Origin of the sequence: Nocardia sp. NPDC059229 (assembly GCF_042754165.1) — a bacterium.
Taxonomy (GTDB): domain Bacteria; phylum Actinomycetota; class Actinomycetes; order Mycobacteriales; family Mycobacteriaceae; genus Nocardia.
The window spans coordinates 373,604-390,538 of record NZ_JBHZAK010000007.1 but is presented as its reverse complement, the minus strand read 5'-3'; the positions used below and the strand labels follow the sequence as shown (position 1 = coordinate 390,538).

Here is a 16,935-nt window from a genome sequence, read left to right as displayed (position 1 = left end):
CCCGCTGTTCGATCTTGCGCCGCGGGGGGCGGCGCGCGCCCCCCCCCCCCCCCCCCCGCGGCGCATTTGGCAGGTATTCGGTTGTGCCGTGCGGTTTTTCAGTAGCCGACGGTGAATCTTCAGTAGCCGACGGTGAACCGGGTCCGGTGGTGCGCGGGCTGCTCGATCTCGTCGAGCAGGGCGATGGCCATGTCCTCCATGGAGATCGAGGAATTGCCCTGGTCGTCGGTGAGCAGGTCGTCCCGGCCGAGGCGGTAGGCGCCGGTGCGCTCGCCGGGTTCGAACAGTGCGGCCGGGCTGACATAGGCCCAGTTCACCGCGTGCGGGGTCGTCCGGAACACCTCGAGCTGGCGGCTGCCGCCCTCGGCGATGGGCACCAGCTCGGCCGGGAAGCCCGGCTGCTCGGTGAGGGTCTTGCCGGTCCCCGCGACGGTGAGGCTGCCCGCGCCGCCGATCACCAGCAGCCGAATCCCGCTGTCCGCCAGGCCTTCCAACAGCGCAGCGGCAACCTCGGCCAGTTCGTGCTCGCGGCCCGGGGCCGGGCGGGTGGCGCTGACCACGACATCGCTGCCGGCCGCCGCCTTCTCGACATCGGCCGGATCGGCGGCATTGCCGGTCCATACCTCGACCTGCGCGGGCAGCTCCCGCAGCCGCTCGGCGGTGCGAGCGACCGCCCGCACCCGGTGGCCCCGGCTCAGCGCCTCGGCCACGACCCGGCTGCCGGCGTCTCCGCTCGCTCCGAACACTGTGATCTGCATGGTCTTTCGCTCCTTATCGAGGGTTCGAATCACGCCGCGACGCGGTTCTTGGGAGTGTCGTCATCGGTCTGCGGCGCGGGTTCCGTTGTGCGGGGCGCGGATCCGGTCTGGCCGAGCAGGGTGCCGCCCAGCGCGATGGCCATGCCCAGGATCTGCAGCGGGGCCAGCGCCTGACCGAGCGCGGCCCAGCCGATGACGGCCGCCGACAGCGGGCTGAGCAGGCCGAGGAAGGCCACCGAGGTGGCATTGGCCTTGGCGATGCCGCGGAACCACAGCGCGTACGCGGCGGCGGTGCCGATCAGGCCGAGGTAGAGGTAGCCGCCGATGGCCCGGCCGTCCAGCGCGGGCGGCGCGCCCTCGGCGATGGCGGCGACCGGCAGCAGCAGGAGTCCGCCGGCTGTGAGCTGCCAGCCCGTCATGGCCAGCGGGCCGATGCCCTCGGGCCGTCCCCAGCGCTTGGTCAGCACCGTGCCCCCCGCCATGGCGATGGCGGCCACCAGCCCGGCGATGATGCCGAGCGTGTCGAGAGTGGCTGTGGCCCTGAGTACTACGAGTGCCACGCCGGCCAGCCCGATCAGCGCCGCCGCCACCTTGCGCACGGTGAGTCGCTCATTGAGGCCGAGGGCGGCGAAACCGACCGCGAACAGCGGCGCGGCCGCGGCGAGCACCGCCGCCACCCCGCCCGGCAGCCGATAGGCGGCCACGAACAACAGCGCGGTGAAGACTCCGATGTTCAGCCCGCCCAGCACGAGTGCGCGTGGAATCCATTGCCCGTGCGGCAGTTTGCGCGTGATGGCGAGCAACAGCAGCCCCGCGGGCAGCACCCGCATGAGCGCGGTGAACATGGGCCGCTCGGGTGGCAGGAACGTCGTGGTGACGGCGTAGGTCGACCCCCAGACCAGTGGCGCGAGCCCGGTGAGGGCGAGCGTCCCGGCGAGTCCGGCGGCTCCGGCGCGTGTGGTGGTCATCGATAGCTCCTCATTGATAATCTCAACGTTGAGATAACACCATCTAGATACCTCACCGTCAAGTATCTCAATGTTGAGATTTATTCCGCCCCGAGAGGAGACCGCCGGTGCCCGACGCCGTCGACCAGATCACCGCCGCCTGGCGTCAGCAGCGCCCCGACGTCGACACCTCCCCCATGGAGATCTTCGGCCGCCTCGCCCGCCTGGGCCGCATCGTCGACCGCGAGCTTTCCGACTTCTTCCGCACCCACGGCCTGGAACGCTGGGAATTCGACGTCCTCGCCACCCTCCGCCGCTCCGGCAACGAATCCGGCCTCAGCGCAGGCGCCCTCAACAAGGCCGCCATGATCACCTCCGGTGCCATCACCAACCGCATCGACCGCCTCACCGCCAAAGGCTGGGTAGAACGCGTCCCCGACCCCAAGGACCGCCGAGCCATCCAAGTCCATCTGACCGACTCCGGCCGAGCCCTGATCGACCGAATCCTCCCCTTACACATAGACAACGAGCAACGCCTCCTGGCCGACCTCTCCCCAGCCGACCGCGAGACCCTGATCCCCCTACTCCGCAAGTTCGCCGAATCCCTCGGAGACCTCACCCTGGACTGAACTACTGGCCGAAACCGCTAGTGCGCCAAGGCAGGAGGGATCGGTTGCGCCGGAGCGTTGGCCGGGACCGGGACCGGGGAGGTCGGCGGGTTGGGGGTGGAGACGGTTCGGGGAGCCGGAGTCGCGGTCCGGATCACCAGGTTGACCGGGCCCGAGCTCGCTGGGGCCGGGCTGGTGCGGGGGTTGGAGAGCGTGGAGTTGGGGTCGGCGCTGCCGGGGGACGGCAGGGGGATGGTGATCCGTGAGCGGTCGTCGGGGGTGGGCCGCAGCGGGGTCGCCGGGGGGACATTGCCCGGGGTGACGGGAGTTCGGGTGCCGGGGACGGTGTTGGTGGGGTCGGGGTAGGTCGGGACCGTTGCGTCCGGGGTCGCAGCGCCCGGGGTAATGGGGTTTGTGGTGGTGGCGTCCGGGGTTGCGGGGGTGGACGGGTCGGATTCCGTTGGGGTGGGCTGGGTTTGGGGGGACTGCGGGTCGAGGAAGGGGAGGTTGGGGTCGGCGGGGGTTGCGGCGGTGGGGAAGTCGGCGAGGGCGGGGCCGACTTCCATGGCGGAGGCGGGGGTGGGGAGGCCGCCGTCGGGGGCGGCGGAGTATTCGGCGCGCAGGATGCGGTTGTCGCGCACCAGGACTCGGCCGGAGGTGACCTCGACGGCGCTGGTGGTGCGGGAGTCTTCCTTGTCGGTGCCGAGGTACATCTGGCAGTCGGTGGTGTCGCAGGTCTGGGCGTAGGAGTAGCGGTCTTCGGCGAGGGCGTAGGAGCGGGCGGCGATGGCCTGGGCGCGCAGGGCCTCGGCGCCGCCCTGGTCGGCCCAGCCGGGGACCATTTCGGCGGGGACGACGCCCTTGAGGTAGTCGTCGAGGTCGACCTCGTTGACGGTGCGGGGGGAGCCGTTGTCGAGGGCGACGCCGAGGACGCCGCGGTAGGCGTTGCCGCCGCAGATCTCGAGTTGCTCGTTGGCGGGGCGGTCGGTGCCGTCGGTGACGGGGTAGGCCCACGGGTCGTCGGTGCTGCCCTCCCAGAGGGTGTTTCCGTCGCAGCCCTGAGTGATGGTGACGTCGGCGCCGGTGGCGGTGGGCGTCAGATGCGCGGCCTGGCCGGGGATGACACGGCGACCGGCGACGTAGAAGACGGAGTCGGAGGCGAGGTCGAGGGTCTTGTCGTCCCGCTCCATGAGGCGGACGCGGACGCTGGTCCGGCCGACGTCGGCGAGATCGGCTCCGGAGTAATAGGTGGCCAGGATGCGGTCGGCGTTCCAACCCGCGACGGCCTTGTCGAAGGCGCCGTTCTGGCTCAGGCCGCGCCCGTGACCGGCGCCGGCGGTGAAGAGGAAGGCATTGTCGGGCCAGGCCCAGACCAATACTGCGGTGCCGCCGGCGGTGGCCGCGACGGCGAGGGAGAGGGAGAGCAGACCGCGCCATCTACGGCGCTTGGCTAGGTACCCGTTCGGCATGTCATACCCGTTCTGTCGAGAGCCGAAGCTACATTCGAGTTACCCCGAATCTAAGCCTCAACCATACGTTCAGGGAATGTGACAGTAGGGACTAGTGTGATCGTTGATGCGCCAAGTAGCAAGCTTGTGCTCCGGGCGCGGTTGGACTGATTTACCTGAATGGGAGATGCTTGTGCCGTATCACAAACCGAAACCCGCGTATGCGCTCCCGGTCATCACCGTCCTCGCGCTGTCCGCTCCCGTCGGCATTCTGGCGCTGAGCGATTCCCGAGATGTCCGGAACGCCGACGAAAGCAATTGGGCAGCTATACCTGCACAAATGGCAGAAGTCGCCCTGGACTCGGCACCCGATATCGTGCTGCCGCTGCGTGAGCTCACCGGGCTGGACCTGCCCGACCTGCGGCTGTCCGATCTGCGAATGTTGCCGCTGCCCAAATCGATTCCGATCCCGCCGAATCTCATTCCGGGCGTCCAACTACCCAGCGAGATTCCACTACCGCGGCTGAACGACTCGCCGCAGCAGCCCGTCGGGCCCGCATCCGACACCGGGCCGCACGTCACCCGCCCCACCCTCCCGGGCTCGCTCCCCAACGCCACCATCGTCACCCCCGGTTCCGCCCGGCCGACCGGCCCGGCCGCGGGCGCGCCCGGCTTCATCGCCGAACCCGGGCCCGAGGTCAACGGGGCGCCGGGCGCCGAAACCCCTTCCGCGCCAGTGGCTCCCGCGGCCACACCGGCTCCCGGCAGTCGAACACCCGTCGCCCCGGCCGATTCCGGGGTTCCGGCGCCCATCCCGACCGCCGACAATCCGGCCGCCCCCGGCCCGCATCCCGTGCCCGGCCTCACCGGTGACCTGCGCACGCCCGCGCTGAACACGGGCGCGGTGCCCGCCGACCTGGTCGACAAGGTCGGCGCACAGGTCAAGGAGCTGACCCGGGACACCCCGTTCAGCATGGTCGCGCTCACCGCGCCGGACCTGGCCGGCACCACCACCAAGCTCCGCGCCCAGCGTCCCGACGGCACCTGGGGACCCTGGTACGACGCCGAAACCGAGAACGGCAAGGACCATCCCGCGCCGGGTAAGCGCACCGGCACCGAGCCGATCTACGTCGGCAATACCAAGACCGTGCAGATGCTGGTGACCCGCAAGCCGGCCGCCGCGCCCGCCGAACCCAAACCGCTGGACGACGGTTCGGCCGATCCGGCGCAGATCAATCTGGAGAAGCTGGCCGCGGTGCTGATCGATCCGGGCCGCGGCAGCATCGACGAGAACCTGCAAACGGTGGCGGCGCCGCTGCCCGGCGGCGGGCCCAAGGTGATCACCCGTGCGCAGTGGGGCGCGGACGAATCGCTGCGCTGCGAGGAACCCACCTACGACGACGGCGTCAACGCGATCACCGTGCACCACACCGCGGGTCGCAACGACTACACCAAGGCCGAGTCCGCGGGCATCGTGCGCGCCATCTACTCGTACCACGCGAAGACGCTGGGCTGGTGCGACATCGGCTACAACGCCCTGGTCGACAAGTACGGGCAGATCTTCGAGGGTCGCTACGGCGGCCTGGACCGGCCGGTCGAGGGCGCGCACGCGGGCGGCTTCAATATCAATACCGCAGGCGTCGCGCTGATGGGCGACTACGAGGACGAGACTCCGACGGACGTATCCATCCAGGCGATCGGCAAGTACATCGGCTGGCGGGCCAAGGTGGCGGGCATCGATCCCGAGGGTCAGACCACCATGTACTCCGAGGGCAGTGACTACACGAAATACGCTCTGGGACAGGCGGTCAAGCTGCCGAACATCTTCGCGCACCGCGATGTCGGCAACACCACCTGCCCGGGTGACGCCGCCTACGCGCTGATGGACAAGATCCGGCAGATCGCCGAGGACGTGGCGGCCGGCACGAACACGCCCGAGGATCCCGGTCCGACGCGGGTCCGTCCCGGCCAGAACGCGGGCAATCCGCAGCCCGCCCCCGCTCCAGACGCCGACAGCCAGGCGGATCTGGCCGCCCTGGCCGACCTCACCCAGAAGATCCTGAACATGCTCGACCGCAGCCCGGTGGCCCGCTACTGGAACGATCAGGGTGGCGCGAACGGCCCACTGGGACAACCGAAAGCGGAACCGATCGCCTTGGCGGACGGCGGCCAGTACGGCCAATTCACCAATGGCTACGTGTATTCCTCGCCGACCGGTCAGATCTTCTCGGTGGTCGGCAAGATTCTGGAGCGCTTCCTGCAATTGGGTGCGGGCACAGGCCTTCTCGGCCTGCCCACCAGTAATGAATATCCGGTCCAGGACGGCGTCCGCACCGACTTCCAGAACGGCGCCCTGATCTTCAACAAACTCACCGGAATCGTCACCACCGTCCTGAAGAACTACGGCGCTGTCCAGGACCCTATCCCCGGCAAGTCCATCCCCGCCCCGGGCACCCCGGTCCAGGCCGCCCCCATCCCCGCGGCCGCGCTCAACTAGACGGTCAGGACCACCAGCGTTCGAGGGTGCGGGCGACGCCGTCCTCGATATTGGAGGGGGCCACCTCGTCGGCGGCGGCGATGGCCTCGGGGTGGGCATTGGCCATGGCGACGCCGTGCCCGGCCATGAGGAGCATGGGAACGTCGTTGGGCATGTCGCCGAAGGCGATGAGGGAGCTGTGCTGGACGCCCAGGCGCTGTGCGATGGTCGCGAGGCCGGTGGCCTTCGTCACGCCGGGGGCGGACAGTTCGATCAGGCCGTTGTCCGTCGAGTAGGTGAGGTCGGCGCGGCCGGCCAGGTGCGGGTCCAGTACGGCGCGCATGTCCGCGCTGGCGGCGCCGGGTAGGCGGATCAGCATCTTGATCGCGGGTGCGGAGATGACTTCGGCGCGGGAGACCTGGGTGTCGTCCGGGTTCAGCCAGGCGTGCTCGTATTCGGGCGAACTGACGAACTGCGGTGTGGCCGCGTCGTGCGCGCTGGAACCGACCCGTTCCGCGGCCAGGCCGCAGCCCGGCAGCAGGCGCTCGGCCAGATCGGCGGCCCAGGTGAGGGTTTCGATATCCAGGGTGCGGGTGTCCAGCACCCGATCCGCGGCGCTGTCGTAGATGACCGCACCGTTGCCGCACACGCACAGCGGCGAAAAGCCGAGCCCATCGACGACCGGATCGATCCAGCGCGGCGGCCTTCCGGTGGCGAGCACGAACGGCACCCCGTCCGCGATGAGGGCGTTGATCGCCGCCTTGGTGCGGGCACTCACCTGCTCACGGTGGTCGATGAGCGTGCCGTCCACATCGGAGGCGACCATCTTGGGTTTGGGCAGGTGAAAGAGCGTCACCTACTCCATCCTGCCTCGAGCCACGACAGGTGCGCCCGTGGATTCCGGACCTCGCCGTACAAAAGAGACCTTTCGGACACCGCTCCGCACCACACCACCCCGCAACCCCCAGACCCACCAGGACGCGCGCAATAACACACGGATTGCCGTGGCGTCCGCGGTCCGTACCCCGCGTTTACGCTTCTCACTCCCTATGATCTGGGTCAGTACTCGACCCCGAAAGGGAATGATGGCCGGTTTTCTGCTGCGACGTGCGCTGAACTATGTCGTGCTGCTGGTGCTGGCGTCGTTCCTGACCTTCAGTCTCGCGTCGCTCACGTTTCATCCACTGGACAGCCTCGAGCAGCGCAATCCTCGGCCGCCGCAGTCGGTGATCGACGCCAAACGCGATGAGCTGAAGCTGGATGTGCCGATCCCGCAGCGGTACGCGGAGTGGGTAGGAGGCATCGTCACACACGGCGATTTCGGTCATACCCTCGCCGGGCAGCCGGTGAATCAGGAATTGCCGCGTCGCATCGGGGTCAGTCTCCGACTGTTGCTCGTCGGCTCGATCGTGGGCACGGCGCTGGGCGTGATGGTCGGCGCAGCCGGGGCTATCCGGCAATACAAGATCAGCGACTATCTGACCACGGTGCTATCCCTGCTGATCCTCAGCACGCCGGTGTTCCTGCTCGCGACTCTGTTGAAATACGGTGCGCTCGAGATCAATACGGCGACCGGACAGCAGATCTTCTATTACACCGGCGAGACCTCGGCGAACGCGATCCACGGGGCATGGAATCAGTTCGTCGACCGCATCCAGCACATGATCGTCCCGACCCTGGGCCTGATCCTCAGTGCCGCCGCCGGATACAGCCGTTACCAGCGCAATGCCATGCTCGACGTCCTGCAGAGCGATTTCATCCGAACCGCGCGCGCCAAGGGCCTCACTCGCTCCCGGGCTCTCTACAAGCACGGATTGCGGACCGCGCTCATTCCAATGGCAACGCTGTTCGCGTACAGCTTCGGCGCACTCATCACCGGCGCGACCTTCACCGAGAAGATCTTCGGCTGGCACGGCGTCGGTGAGTGGTTGGTGGATTCGATCAACGCCCAGGACCTGTACCCCGTGGTGACCATCACCGCGTTCGTCGCACTGGTGATTCTGCTGTCGGGCCTGTTGTCCGACATCGTCTACGCGATTCTCGACCCCAGGGTGCGTGCGTGATGACTGAAACCGAAATGATCGTTCAGGGCGCGCCGGAGCCCATGGCCGCGGGACGCCGCAAACTGGTCTGGCGGCGGTTCCTCCGCAACAAGCCCGCGGTGATCGGGTTGAGCATTCTACTGTTGATGCTCGTGCTCAGTTTCGCGCTGCCACCCCTGCTGAAATACGACTACCAGCAGCTCGATTACACGGCGCTGCTGAAGCCACCCAGCGGGCGGCATCCGTTCGGCACCAATCAGATCGGGCAGGACGTCCTCGCCCAGACGCTGCGCGGCTTGCAGAAGTCGCTGATCATCGGTTTCTCCGTGGCGTTCATATCGGCCCTCATCGCGGCCTTCGCGGGCTCGGTGGCGGGATTACTGGGCGGCTGGACCGATACCGCCATCATGTGGCTGGTCGACCTGCTGCTGGTGATGCCCAGCTTCATCATCGTCGCGCTGTTCGCGCCGCGTGCCAAGGGCAGCGGCAGCATCGTATTGCTGATCGTGCTGCTCGCTGGATTCGGCTGGATGATCAGCGCCAGGCTGATACGCGGCCTGACCCTCAGTCTGCGGGAACGTGAATTCGTCAGGGCCGCAAAATATATGGGCGCGTCCACCTGGACGATCATTACCACCCACATTCTTCCGAACATCGCCTCCATCCTCATCATCGACACCACGCTGGCCGTGGGCGCGGCGATCATGGGCGAAACCGGCCTGAGCTACCTGGGATTCGGTGTGCAGCCACCCGATGTCTCGTTGGGCACGCTGATCGCCTCGGGCACCAAGTCTGCGCTCACCTACCCTTGGTTGTTCCTGTTCGCGGGCGGGTTTCTGATTCTGACCGTGTTGTGCACGAACCTGGTCGGTGATGGGTTGCGCGATGCTTTCGACCCCGGCTCACAACGCGCCCGCTCGCGCCGCAAGGACCGGGTGGCGAAGCCCGCCGGAAAGGCCGCGGCATGACCGACAAGGCAAGCATGTCCGACAAGGGAATCCGGCCCACCACTGCGCCGCTGCTCGAGATCTCCGATCTGCGGGTGAGCTTCCCCAGCGAAGAAGGCCGCGTCGAGGCTGTGCGCGGAGTCAACTACACCGTCCAGGACGGTGAGGTGCTGGCCATCGTCGGTGAATCCGGTTCCGGCAAATCGGTTTCGTCGATGGCGATCATGGGGTTGCTCCCAGATCAGGCCCGCGTGCAGGGTTCCATCCGGCTGCGCGGGCAGGAACTGCTCGGCATGGGCGACCGGCAAATGTCCGCCTTGCGCGGCAGCAAGATCTCCATGGTGTTCCAGGACCCGCTCTCGGCCCTGACCCCCGTTTACCGGGTCGGCAACCAGATCGCGGAAGCCCTGCTCGCGCACGGAAAGATGAGCAAGCACGAAGCCGCCGAGAAAGCGGTGGAGCTGCTCGATCTGGTCGGTATCCCTGATGCCTCGGTTCGGGCCAGGGCTTTTCCCCACGAGTTCTCGGGCGGCATGCGCCAGCGCGTGGTGATCGCCATGGCCATCGCCAATGACCCCGAGCTCATCATCTGCGACGAGCCGACCACCGCATTGGACGTCACCGTACAGAAGCAGATCCTGAATCTGCTGCGCAAGGCGCGCGACATCACGGGCGCGGGCGTCGTTTTCATCACCCATGACATGGGTATCGCGGCCACTCTGGCGGATCGGGTGGCCGTCATGTACGCCGGACGGATTGTCGAAACCGCCCGCACCGCAGAGCTTTTCAACGCACCTCGGATGCCGTACACGGTCGGTCTGCTGGGTTCCATTCCGCGATTGGACGGTCCGGCGCGGGCACCGCTCGTCCCGATCGTGGGCGCGCCGCCCGCCATGCACGCACTGCCGCCCGGCTGCCCGTTCGCGCCCCGCTGCCCGGTCGCGATCGACGACTGTCGCGCGGCGGAACCGCCGTTGCGGGACACCGAGCCGGGGCATCGGGCCGCGTGCATCCGCGTCGCCGAAATCGGAACCGCGGAACTGTTCGCCGCCTACCGCCACGAGGTGCCGCCCGCGGAGGAACCCCAACCCACCGATGAAGCTGTGGTGCTGCGGGTTTCGGAGTTGAAGAAGACCTTCCCGCTCACCAAGGGCGTGGTCTTCAAACGCCGTACCGGTGAGGTGAAGGCGGTCGACGGGATCAGCTTCGAGATCAAGTCGGGCCGCACCCTGGCCCTGGTCGGCGAATCCGGTTCCGGGAAATCGACCACGTTGACCCAGATCATGGAGTTGATCCCACCGGAGAGCGGCACCATCGAGGTGCTCGGCAGCGATGTCGCGACGCTGACCAAGGTCCGTCGCCGCGAGATTCGCCGCAAGATGCAGATCGTGTTCCAGGACCCGTCCGCGTCGCTGGATCCCCGGCTGCCGATCTTCGACGCCCTGGCCGAGCCGCTGCGCGTGAACAGCCGTCCCAACGACGAAATCCAGCGCCGGGTCAAGGAATTGCTGAGCCTGGTCGGCTTGCGCCCCGAACACGCCGATCGATATCCGGCCGATTTCTCCGGTGGGCAGAAACAGCGCATCAATATCGCGCGGGCCCTTGCGCTGGACCCGGAGATCCTGGTGCTCGACGAGCCGGTCTCGTCGCTGGACGTCTCCATCCAGGCAGGTGTGCTGAACCTGTTGCGCGACTTGCAGGCCGAGCGCGGGTTGTCTTATCTGTTCGTCTCCCACGATCTGTCCGTGGTGCGCAACCTCGCGCACGACATCGCCGTCATGTATCGCGGTCAGATCGTCGAATACGGTGCGGCCGAACAGATTTTCACCGATCCTCGGCATGAGTACACCCGTGCCCTCATCGACGCCGTACCTGTCCCGGTCGTCTCGGGATAGGGCGAACAATGTTCCAGCAGAACTCCGACGGAAGGAGCAACCGGTGAGGATTCGCTCGATCGGCATCAAGCTCGCGGTCCCACTGGTGGCCGTGTCGATAATGGCGACCGGCTGTGGCGGCGGCAACGACAATTCCAATGCGGTGGCGTCCGACCTCGGAGCCACCAGCGACATCAATCCGCACGATGTCGCGGACCTGCGCGACGGCGGCAACCTGCGGCTGGCCGTCTCCTCGTTCCCGTCCAACTGGAACACCCTCGAGGTCGACGGCAACGACGCAGAGGTCATGGGCGTCGAACGGCCGACGATGCCGCGCGCGTTCAAATCCGATGCGGCGGGAAATCTCTCGGTCGACACCGACTACTTCACCGACGTCCAGCTCACCAATACCAACCCCGAGACGGTCGTCTACACGATCAATCCCAAGGCTGTCTGGTCGGATGGCAGCCCGATCACCTGGGAGGATATCGCGTCGCAAGCCAATGCGCTGAGCGGTCGGAACAAGGACTTCCTGATCGGCAACACGCAGGGCTGGGACCGGGTCGAGAAGGTCGAGCGCGGCGTCGACGACCGGCAGGCCATCGTCACCTTCAACAAGCATTTCGGTGAGTGGAAGGGCCAGTTCGCGGGCAACAGCTTCCTCTACCCGAAGTCCGTGACGGCGACCCCCGATGCCTTCAACAAGGGTTTCGTGAACGCCATGGGCGTCAGCGCGGGCCCGTTCATTGTTCAGTCCGTCGATCGCGCGCAGGGGCGAATCACGCTGGGCCGCAATCCGAAGTGGTGGGGCGCCACGCCGAAGCTGGACACCATCACCTTCAGCATCCTCGACGCCGCGGCCATGGTGCCCGCGCTGCAGAACAATGAGATCGACGCGGTGGGACTGTCCAGCCGCGACGAGCTCAAGTCCGCCCAGGGAACTGCTGGCATCGCCATTCGGCGGGCCAACAGCAGCCAGTGGTCCCATCTGACCTTCAATGGTGCACCCGGCTCCATCCTGGCCGACCCGGCGCTGCGGGTAGCCATCGGCAAGGCCATCGACCGGCAGGGCATCGCGACGGCCATGGAGAACGGTCTCGTCATCGATCCCAAGGCGCTGAACAACCACGTCTACCTGGCGAACCAGAAGGGCTACCAGGACAATTCGCTCGGCTTCGACCCCGACGCCGCGGCCAAGGAACTCGACGCGCTCGGCTGGAAGGTCCCGCCGGGCGGCGGCACCCGTGAGAAGGATGGCCGGAAGCTGGAGATCCGCGATGTCATGTACAACCAAGACTACTGGGTGCAGCTGGCGCAGATCATTCAGCAGAATCTCGACCGGATCGGCGTGAAGCTGACCATCGACACCAAGCCGGGTCAGGACTTCTTCCCCAAGTACATCAAGACGGGCGATTTCGATGTGGCGCAGTTCGTTTGGGTGGGTGACCTGTTCCCGCTCGGCAGCCTCGACCAGATCTGGGGTTACCACCCTGATGACGTCCAGGGTAACTACGGCCGCATCGGCTCCGACGATCTCAATAACCTGATCGAGCAGACCGTCTCCGAGCTCGACCCGCAGAAGGCCATCGGCATGGCCAACCAGGTCGACAAGAAGGTCTTCGGGGAGGGCCACTCCCTGCCGCTCATCCAGTCGCCCGCCAACATAGGCGTCCGCGCCAATCTCGCCAACTACGGCGCACCCGGCCTGGCCAGCTACGACTACACCAAAATCGGCTTCCTGAAGTGAATTCCCGGACGGGCCACCCTCTGGCCTATCCGGCGCTCATGACGATCGGGACCCTGGCGATCACCCTCGCCTGGGTCCCGTTCGCCGATCCGGAGCAGGTGGCCATGCTGGGCACGGTGGCCGTGATCATTCTGGGCTACAGCGGGTTTCGGTTCGCTGTCGCGCTGGGGTGGCTGCCTGCGGGGTTGCCCGGCGGGCCGGAGCGGCGGGAGGTGGCGGTGCGGCGGGTGCGGCAGCAGCACCGGCTGGTCAGCCGGTCGTGGCTGGAGTTCACGATCGAGGGGAAGAATCGCTGGCTGCCGGTGTATTTCGATCCGATGTTGGTGACGCTCACGCCGGGCACGGCCGAATTGGCAGGGCGGGCGGTGCATGTCGAGGGGCACCGGATGTATCCGGCTGGGCGACTGCGGGATTCGGAGCCCGTGGGGAAACTGATCGATAATCCGGTGCGGCCGGATCCGGAGGCGATGGGGCGGACGGGGATCGGGCGCGGGCTCCTGCTGGATGCGCAGTCCGCGGTGGTCGGACCGTTTGCGGGACTGCTGTGGGTGTACTCCTCCGGCGGCGGATGGCCGGCCTTCGCGGTCGCGACGCTGGTGGCGGCGGCAGCGGCCACCTGGCTCGCGGCTGTTCGCGGCTCCGACCCGAGCTGAGCCGAAGCCGTCCGGGCTCCGTGCCCGAACCGGAAACGGCCTGCTCCGGGGGCTCCGATTCCCCGTAGCAGGCCGTTGAACGGAGGGCTGTGTTATTCGGTCGGCTTCTGTGCGCGGCGGGCGGCCTTCTCCTCGGCCTCGGCGGCGTCCATGGCGTTGGCCTCCTCGAGGGTGGGGGCGCTGCCGCCCAGGCGCGCGGGCACCCAGTACGCGCCGGGCTCGTGGACGTAGTCCTTTTGCAGGTCCAGAAGCATGTCGGACATGGTGCCGTGGAGCTCGTCGGTGAGGGCCGCGGCGGGCTCGAAGGGCTGGATGGGCTTGCCGACCGCGATGGAGATGGGGGTGTTGGTGCGGCCCAGGCGCTTCGGGAAGCCCTTGGTCCACACGCGCTGGGCGCCCCAGATGACGATGGGGATGATAGGGACGCCGGCCTCGATGGCCATGCGGGCCGCGCCGGACTTGAACTCCTTGAGTTCGAAGCTGCGGCTGATGGTGGCCTCGGGGTAGACGCCGACCAGTTCGCCGGCGCGCAGGCGGTTGACGGCCTCGTGGTACGACTCCGCACCCGCGGCACGGTCCACCGGAATGTGCTTGAGGGCGCGCATGATCGGGCCGGAGATGGAATTGTCGAAGACTTCCTTCTTGGCCATGAAGCGGATGTACCGCCCGGTGGTGCGTGCTGGCAGACCGGCGTAGGTGAAGTCCATGTACCCGGTGTGGTTGATCGCGATCACCGCGCCACCGGTCGCCGGAATGTTTTCGTCGCCCTTGACGGTGAACTTCAGGCCCTGCAGCGCGAAGATCGTGCGGGCCAGGCCGATGACGGGGTAATAGACGGGTTCCACAGTTCCGCTAGCCTAGTCGCTGCCCGCGCGGCATCCAGTGATCCCGGTAACAGCAATTCAGTTGATGTGACTTCTCGACACTGAAAGAGGTTCGCACGAGTGGAAAACGGCCGGACAGCGTTGCGAGCACGACTCCACCAGGGGTTGCTCGGGACGCTGATAGTCGGCGCGGCCTGCCTTACCGGCGGCTGCGATTCGAAAGTCGGAATCGCGGGCACGGATTTCGGGGCCGACGTCGATATGTCCAGTGAAATCAGCAGTATCCCCAGCCCGGCCGCGGCGGTGAGCGGCGGCGTCGGGGCGGCGCCCGGGAACCCGAATGCGGCGCCGGCCGTCGCGCGCTGGGCGGCCGACCTGCGGGAAAGAGGGCTGGACGAATTGGCCGACCGCTGCTGGACCATGGCGCCGCCCAATATTCAGAGCATGTACGCCGAGCCGCAGGCCGTCATCGATGCGCTCGCCGGACCGGGTGTCTCCAGCGGCCAGTCCGTGACCTGGCAGAACGCCGAGGTCACGGTGACCGCGCAGGACCGCGACATCGCCACCGGCTATGCCTGCCCGCACGTCTACCCGACCGGGGGCGAACTCGGCTTCAATGACGCCGACGCGCGACACACCGTGCGGCGCTTCCTTTCTCGCTCCATGGGCCGGCCGCTGCATCCCACTGACCGGGAGGACGCGTATCCACTGGTCTGCGCCGCGGGCCGGACCTGGGATCCGGACGGCACCGGGAAACCGGCCACCGCGCCGCTGGCGGTGAACCCGTCGAAGCCGGGGGCGGTAAGGACCTTCGTGGACCAGTCCATCAAGTCGGAGTGGCCGCGCGGCGGGTACATCACGGTGTCGGTACCGGTCACCACCGGCGCCGGAGACCAGACAAAGCAGATATACACCTTGAAGTCGGGCTCCGAGGGTTACTGCATCGGCGACGTCTCCGGCTAGCCAGTACTCTGGGTGGCTGGTAACGGTCAGGGAGGAATGAAGCTCGTGCAGATCACCAGCGTCGGACACGCCGGATTCCACATTCGAACCGCTGCCGGAACGATCCTCTGCGATCCGTGGGTCAATCCGGCCTATTTCGGATCGTGGTTCCCGTTCCCCGACAACACCCAGCTGGACTGGGACGAGCTCGGCAACTGCGATTTCCTCTATGTCTCGCACCTGCACCGTGACCACTGGGACGCCAAGCACCTGGCCGACAAGGTCAGCAAGGACGCCACCGTCCTGCTGCCCGACTACCCGGTACCGGACCTCAAGCGAGAGCTCGAGAAGCTCGGCTTCACCAAGTTCGTGGAGACCGAGGACTCGGTGAAGACCACCGTCACCGGTCCGGGCGGCGACCTGGACATCATGATCATCGCGTTGCGCGCGCCCGCCGACGGCCCGATCGGCGACTCCGCCCTGGTCGTCGCCGACGGGGAAACCGTGTGCTTCAACATGAACGACGCCCGGCCCGTCGACATGGACGTGCTGCACGACGCCTTCGGGCACGTGGACATCCACCTGCTGCAGTACTCCGGCGCCATCTGGTACCCGATGGTGTACGACATTCCGACCAAGACCAAGGCCAACTTCGGCAAGCAGAAGCGCCAGCGCGGTATGGACCGCTGCCGCTCCTACATCGAACAGGTCGGGGCCACCTGGGTCGTCCCGTCGGCCGGCCCGCCGGTCTTCCTCGACGACGAGCTGCGCTACCTCAACGACGACCGCGGCGACGAGGGCAATATCTTCCCCGACCAGATCGTCTTCCTGGACCAGATGAAGATCCACGGCAACGAGGGCGGGCTGCTCATGATCCCCGGCTCGACCGCGGATCTGCGTGGCAAGGAACTGAATTCGCTCACCCACCCGGTCGACCCGGACACCATCTACGGCGACAAGGCCGCCTACATCGAGGCCATGGCCCAGCGCATGGCGCCGGTGCTGGCCGCCGAGAAGGCCACCTGGGCCCCGGCCGAGGGCGAGCCGCTGCTGCCCGCGCTCAAGGCCAAGTTCGAGCCGATCATGGCGCAGAGCGACCTCATCTGCGACGGCATCGGCTACCCGGTCGGCCTGGTCATGGGCGAGGAGACCGTGGTGCTCGACTTCCCCAAGCGGGTGGTGCGCGAGCCCATCGAGGGAGAAGGCAAGTACCGCTACGGATTCCGCATCGACCCGCAGCTGGTGCGCACCGTGCTGCGCGACGACGAGCCGGACTGGGTGAACACCATCTTCCTGTCGACGCGCTTCACCACCTGGCGCATCGGCGGCTACAACGAATTCCTCTACACCTTCTTCAAGTGCCTCACCGACGAGCGCATCGCCTACGCCGACGGCTGGTTCGCCGAGGCGCACGACGATTCCGCCTCCACCGAGCTCGACGGCTGGGAAGTGCAGCGCCGCTGCCCCCACCTCAAGGCCGATCTGTCGAAATTCGGTGTGGTCGAGGGCAATACGCTCACCTGCAACCTGCACGGCTGGCAGTGGGACCTGGAATCGGGCCGCTGCAAGACCTCCAAGGGTCACGAGCTGCGCTCGAAGAAACTGGTCTGACCCGGTGGCGGGGGGGTAGCCCGGGAAGGGGACCCAACCGCCCAGCTCAAAGGAGGTG

At 67.2% G+C, this 16,935-nt stretch carries 14 protein-coding genes; 9 read left to right on the top strand and 5 right to left on the bottom strand.

The window, feature by feature from the left end; genetic code table 11:
• Positions 1–119: 119 nt before the first annotated feature.
• Complete coding sequence (locus ACFXHE_RS19290) at positions 120–758, bottom strand: NAD(P)-dependent oxidoreductase (protein ID WP_379384736.1); 639 nt, start codon at positions 756–758, stop codon at positions 120–122.
• Between the two features lie 29 nt (positions 759–787).
• Positions 788–1,726 (bottom strand): EamA family transporter, encoded by a 939-nt coding sequence (locus ACFXHE_RS19285; RefSeq protein WP_379384734.1) that lies wholly within the window; start codon positions 1,724–1,726, stop codon positions 788–790.
• A 107-nt stretch (positions 1,727–1,833) separates the two neighbouring features.
• Between ACFXHE_RS19285 and ACFXHE_RS19280 the strand changes: the two genes are divergently transcribed.
• Positions 1,834–2,334: a MarR family winged helix-turn-helix transcriptional regulator gene (locus tag ACFXHE_RS19280; protein ID WP_379384732.1), complete on the top strand. Its 501-nt coding sequence runs from the start codon at positions 1,834–1,836 to the stop codon at positions 2,332–2,334.
• Between the two features lie 17 nt (positions 2,335–2,351).
• On the opposite strand, the gene ACFXHE_RS19275 is transcribed toward ACFXHE_RS19280, so the two are convergent.
• Positions 2,352–3,782, bottom strand: a complete 1,431-nt coding sequence (locus ACFXHE_RS19275) for a SpoIID/LytB domain-containing protein (protein WP_379384730.1) — start codon at positions 3,780–3,782, stop codon at positions 2,352–2,354.
• A gap of 319 nt (positions 3,783–4,101) precedes the next feature.
• Between ACFXHE_RS19275 and ACFXHE_RS19270 the strand changes: the two genes are divergently transcribed.
• Positions 4,102–6,258, top strand: coding sequence for an N-acetylmuramoyl-L-alanine amidase (locus tag ACFXHE_RS19270; RefSeq protein ID WP_379384728.1), 2,157 nt, complete (start codon positions 4,102–4,104; stop codon positions 6,256–6,258).
• Positions 6,259–6,262: 4 nt separating this feature from the next.
• Here ACFXHE_RS19270 and ACFXHE_RS19265 read toward each other — a convergent pair whose 3' ends face one another.
• Positions 6,263–7,063: an HAD family hydrolase gene (locus ACFXHE_RS19265; protein WP_379384777.1), complete on the bottom strand. Its 801-nt coding sequence runs from the start codon at positions 7,061–7,063 to the stop codon at positions 6,263–6,265.
• Between the two features lie 259 nt (positions 7,064–7,322).
• Between ACFXHE_RS19265 and ACFXHE_RS19260 the strand changes: the two genes are divergently transcribed.
• Genes ACFXHE_RS19260 through ACFXHE_RS19240 form a run of 5 tightly spaced genes read left to right on the top strand, consistent with a single transcriptional unit; the run spans position 7,323 to position 13,500 of the window.
• Complete coding sequence (locus ACFXHE_RS19260) at positions 7,323–8,300, top strand: ABC transporter permease (RefSeq protein WP_379384726.1); 978 nt, start codon at positions 7,323–7,325, stop codon at positions 8,298–8,300.
• Positions 8,300–9,247 carry an ABC transporter permease gene (locus tag ACFXHE_RS19255; RefSeq protein WP_356996218.1) on the top strand — a complete coding sequence of 316 codons (948 nt, stop codon included), beginning with the start codon at positions 8,300–8,302 and terminating at the stop codon, positions 9,245–9,247. Before ACFXHE_RS19260 ends, ACFXHE_RS19255 begins: the two co-directional genes overlap by 1 nt.
• Positions 9,244–11,121, top strand: coding sequence for an ABC transporter ATP-binding protein (locus ACFXHE_RS19250; RefSeq protein ID WP_379384724.1), 1,878 nt, complete (start codon positions 9,244–9,246; stop codon positions 11,119–11,121). The genes ACFXHE_RS19255 and ACFXHE_RS19250 overlap by 4 nt, the downstream gene beginning before the upstream one ends.
• Positions 11,122–11,164: 43 nt before the next feature.
• Entirely contained in the window at positions 11,165–12,847 is a 1,683-nt protein-coding gene (locus ACFXHE_RS19245) for an ABC transporter family substrate-binding protein (protein WP_379384722.1), read from the top strand.
• A 38-nt stretch (positions 12,848–12,885) separates the two neighbouring features.
• Positions 12,886–13,500 (top strand): hypothetical protein, encoded by a 615-nt coding sequence (locus ACFXHE_RS19240; protein ID WP_379384721.1) that lies wholly within the window; start codon positions 12,886–12,888, stop codon positions 13,498–13,500.
• Between the two features lie 92 nt (positions 13,501–13,592).
• Here the strand turns inward: ACFXHE_RS19240 and ACFXHE_RS19235 are convergent, their stop codons facing one another.
• Positions 13,593–14,345 (bottom strand): lysophospholipid acyltransferase family protein, encoded by a 753-nt coding sequence (locus ACFXHE_RS19235; RefSeq protein WP_379384719.1) that lies wholly within the window; start codon positions 14,343–14,345, stop codon positions 13,593–13,595.
• A 99-nt stretch (positions 14,346–14,444) separates the two neighbouring features.
• On the opposite strand from ACFXHE_RS19235, the gene ACFXHE_RS19230 reads away from it, so the two are divergent.
• Together ACFXHE_RS19230 and ACFXHE_RS19225 are read left to right on the top strand one after the other, a co-directional pair.
• Positions 14,445–15,287, top strand: coding sequence for a hypothetical protein (locus ACFXHE_RS19230; protein ID WP_379384717.1), 843 nt, complete (start codon positions 14,445–14,447; stop codon positions 15,285–15,287).
• Between the two features lie 45 nt (positions 15,288–15,332).
• Complete coding sequence (locus ACFXHE_RS19225; RefSeq protein WP_379384775.1) at positions 15,333–16,877, top strand: Rieske 2Fe-2S domain-containing protein; 1,545 nt, start codon at positions 15,333–15,335, stop codon at positions 16,875–16,877.
• Positions 16,878–16,935 lie beyond the last annotated feature (58 nt).

What these genes read in the sequence shown, in the direction of transcription:
- ACFXHE_RS19240 (WP_379384721.1), top strand. Translation starts at nt 12,886, where the DNA reads ATGACGATCGGGACCCTGGCGATCACCCTCGCCTGGGTCCCGTTCGCC.
- ACFXHE_RS19270 (WP_379384728.1), top strand. Translation starts at nt 4,102, where the DNA reads ATGGCAGAAGTCGCCCTGGACTCGGCACCCGATATCGTGCTGCCGCTG.
- ACFXHE_RS19260 (WP_379384726.1), top strand. Translation starts at nt 7,323, where the DNA reads ATGGCCGGTTTTCTGCTGCGACGTGCGCTGAACTATGTCGTGCTGCTG.
- ACFXHE_RS19250 (WP_379384724.1), top strand. Translation starts at nt 9,244, where the DNA reads ATGACCGACAAGGCAAGCATGTCCGACAAGGGAATCCGGCCCACCACT.
- ACFXHE_RS19285 (WP_379384734.1), bottom strand. Translation starts at nt 1,726, where the DNA reads ATGACCACCACACGCGCCGGAGCCGCCGGACTCGCCGGGACGCTCGCC.
- ACFXHE_RS19265 (WP_379384777.1), bottom strand. Translation starts at nt 7,063, where the DNA reads ATGGTCGCCTCCGATGTGGACGGCACGCTCATCGACCACCGTGAGCAG.
- ACFXHE_RS19275 (WP_379384730.1), bottom strand. Translation starts at nt 3,782, where the DNA reads ATGCCGAACGGGTACCTAGCCAAGCGCCGTAGATGGCGCGGTCTGCTC.
- ACFXHE_RS19255 (WP_356996218.1), top strand. Translation starts at nt 8,300, where the DNA reads ATGACTGAAACCGAAATGATCGTTCAGGGCGCGCCGGAGCCCATGGCC.
- ACFXHE_RS19290 (WP_379384736.1), bottom strand. Translation starts at nt 758, where the DNA reads ATGCAGATCACAGTGTTCGGAGCGAGCGGAGACGCCGGCAGCCGGGTC.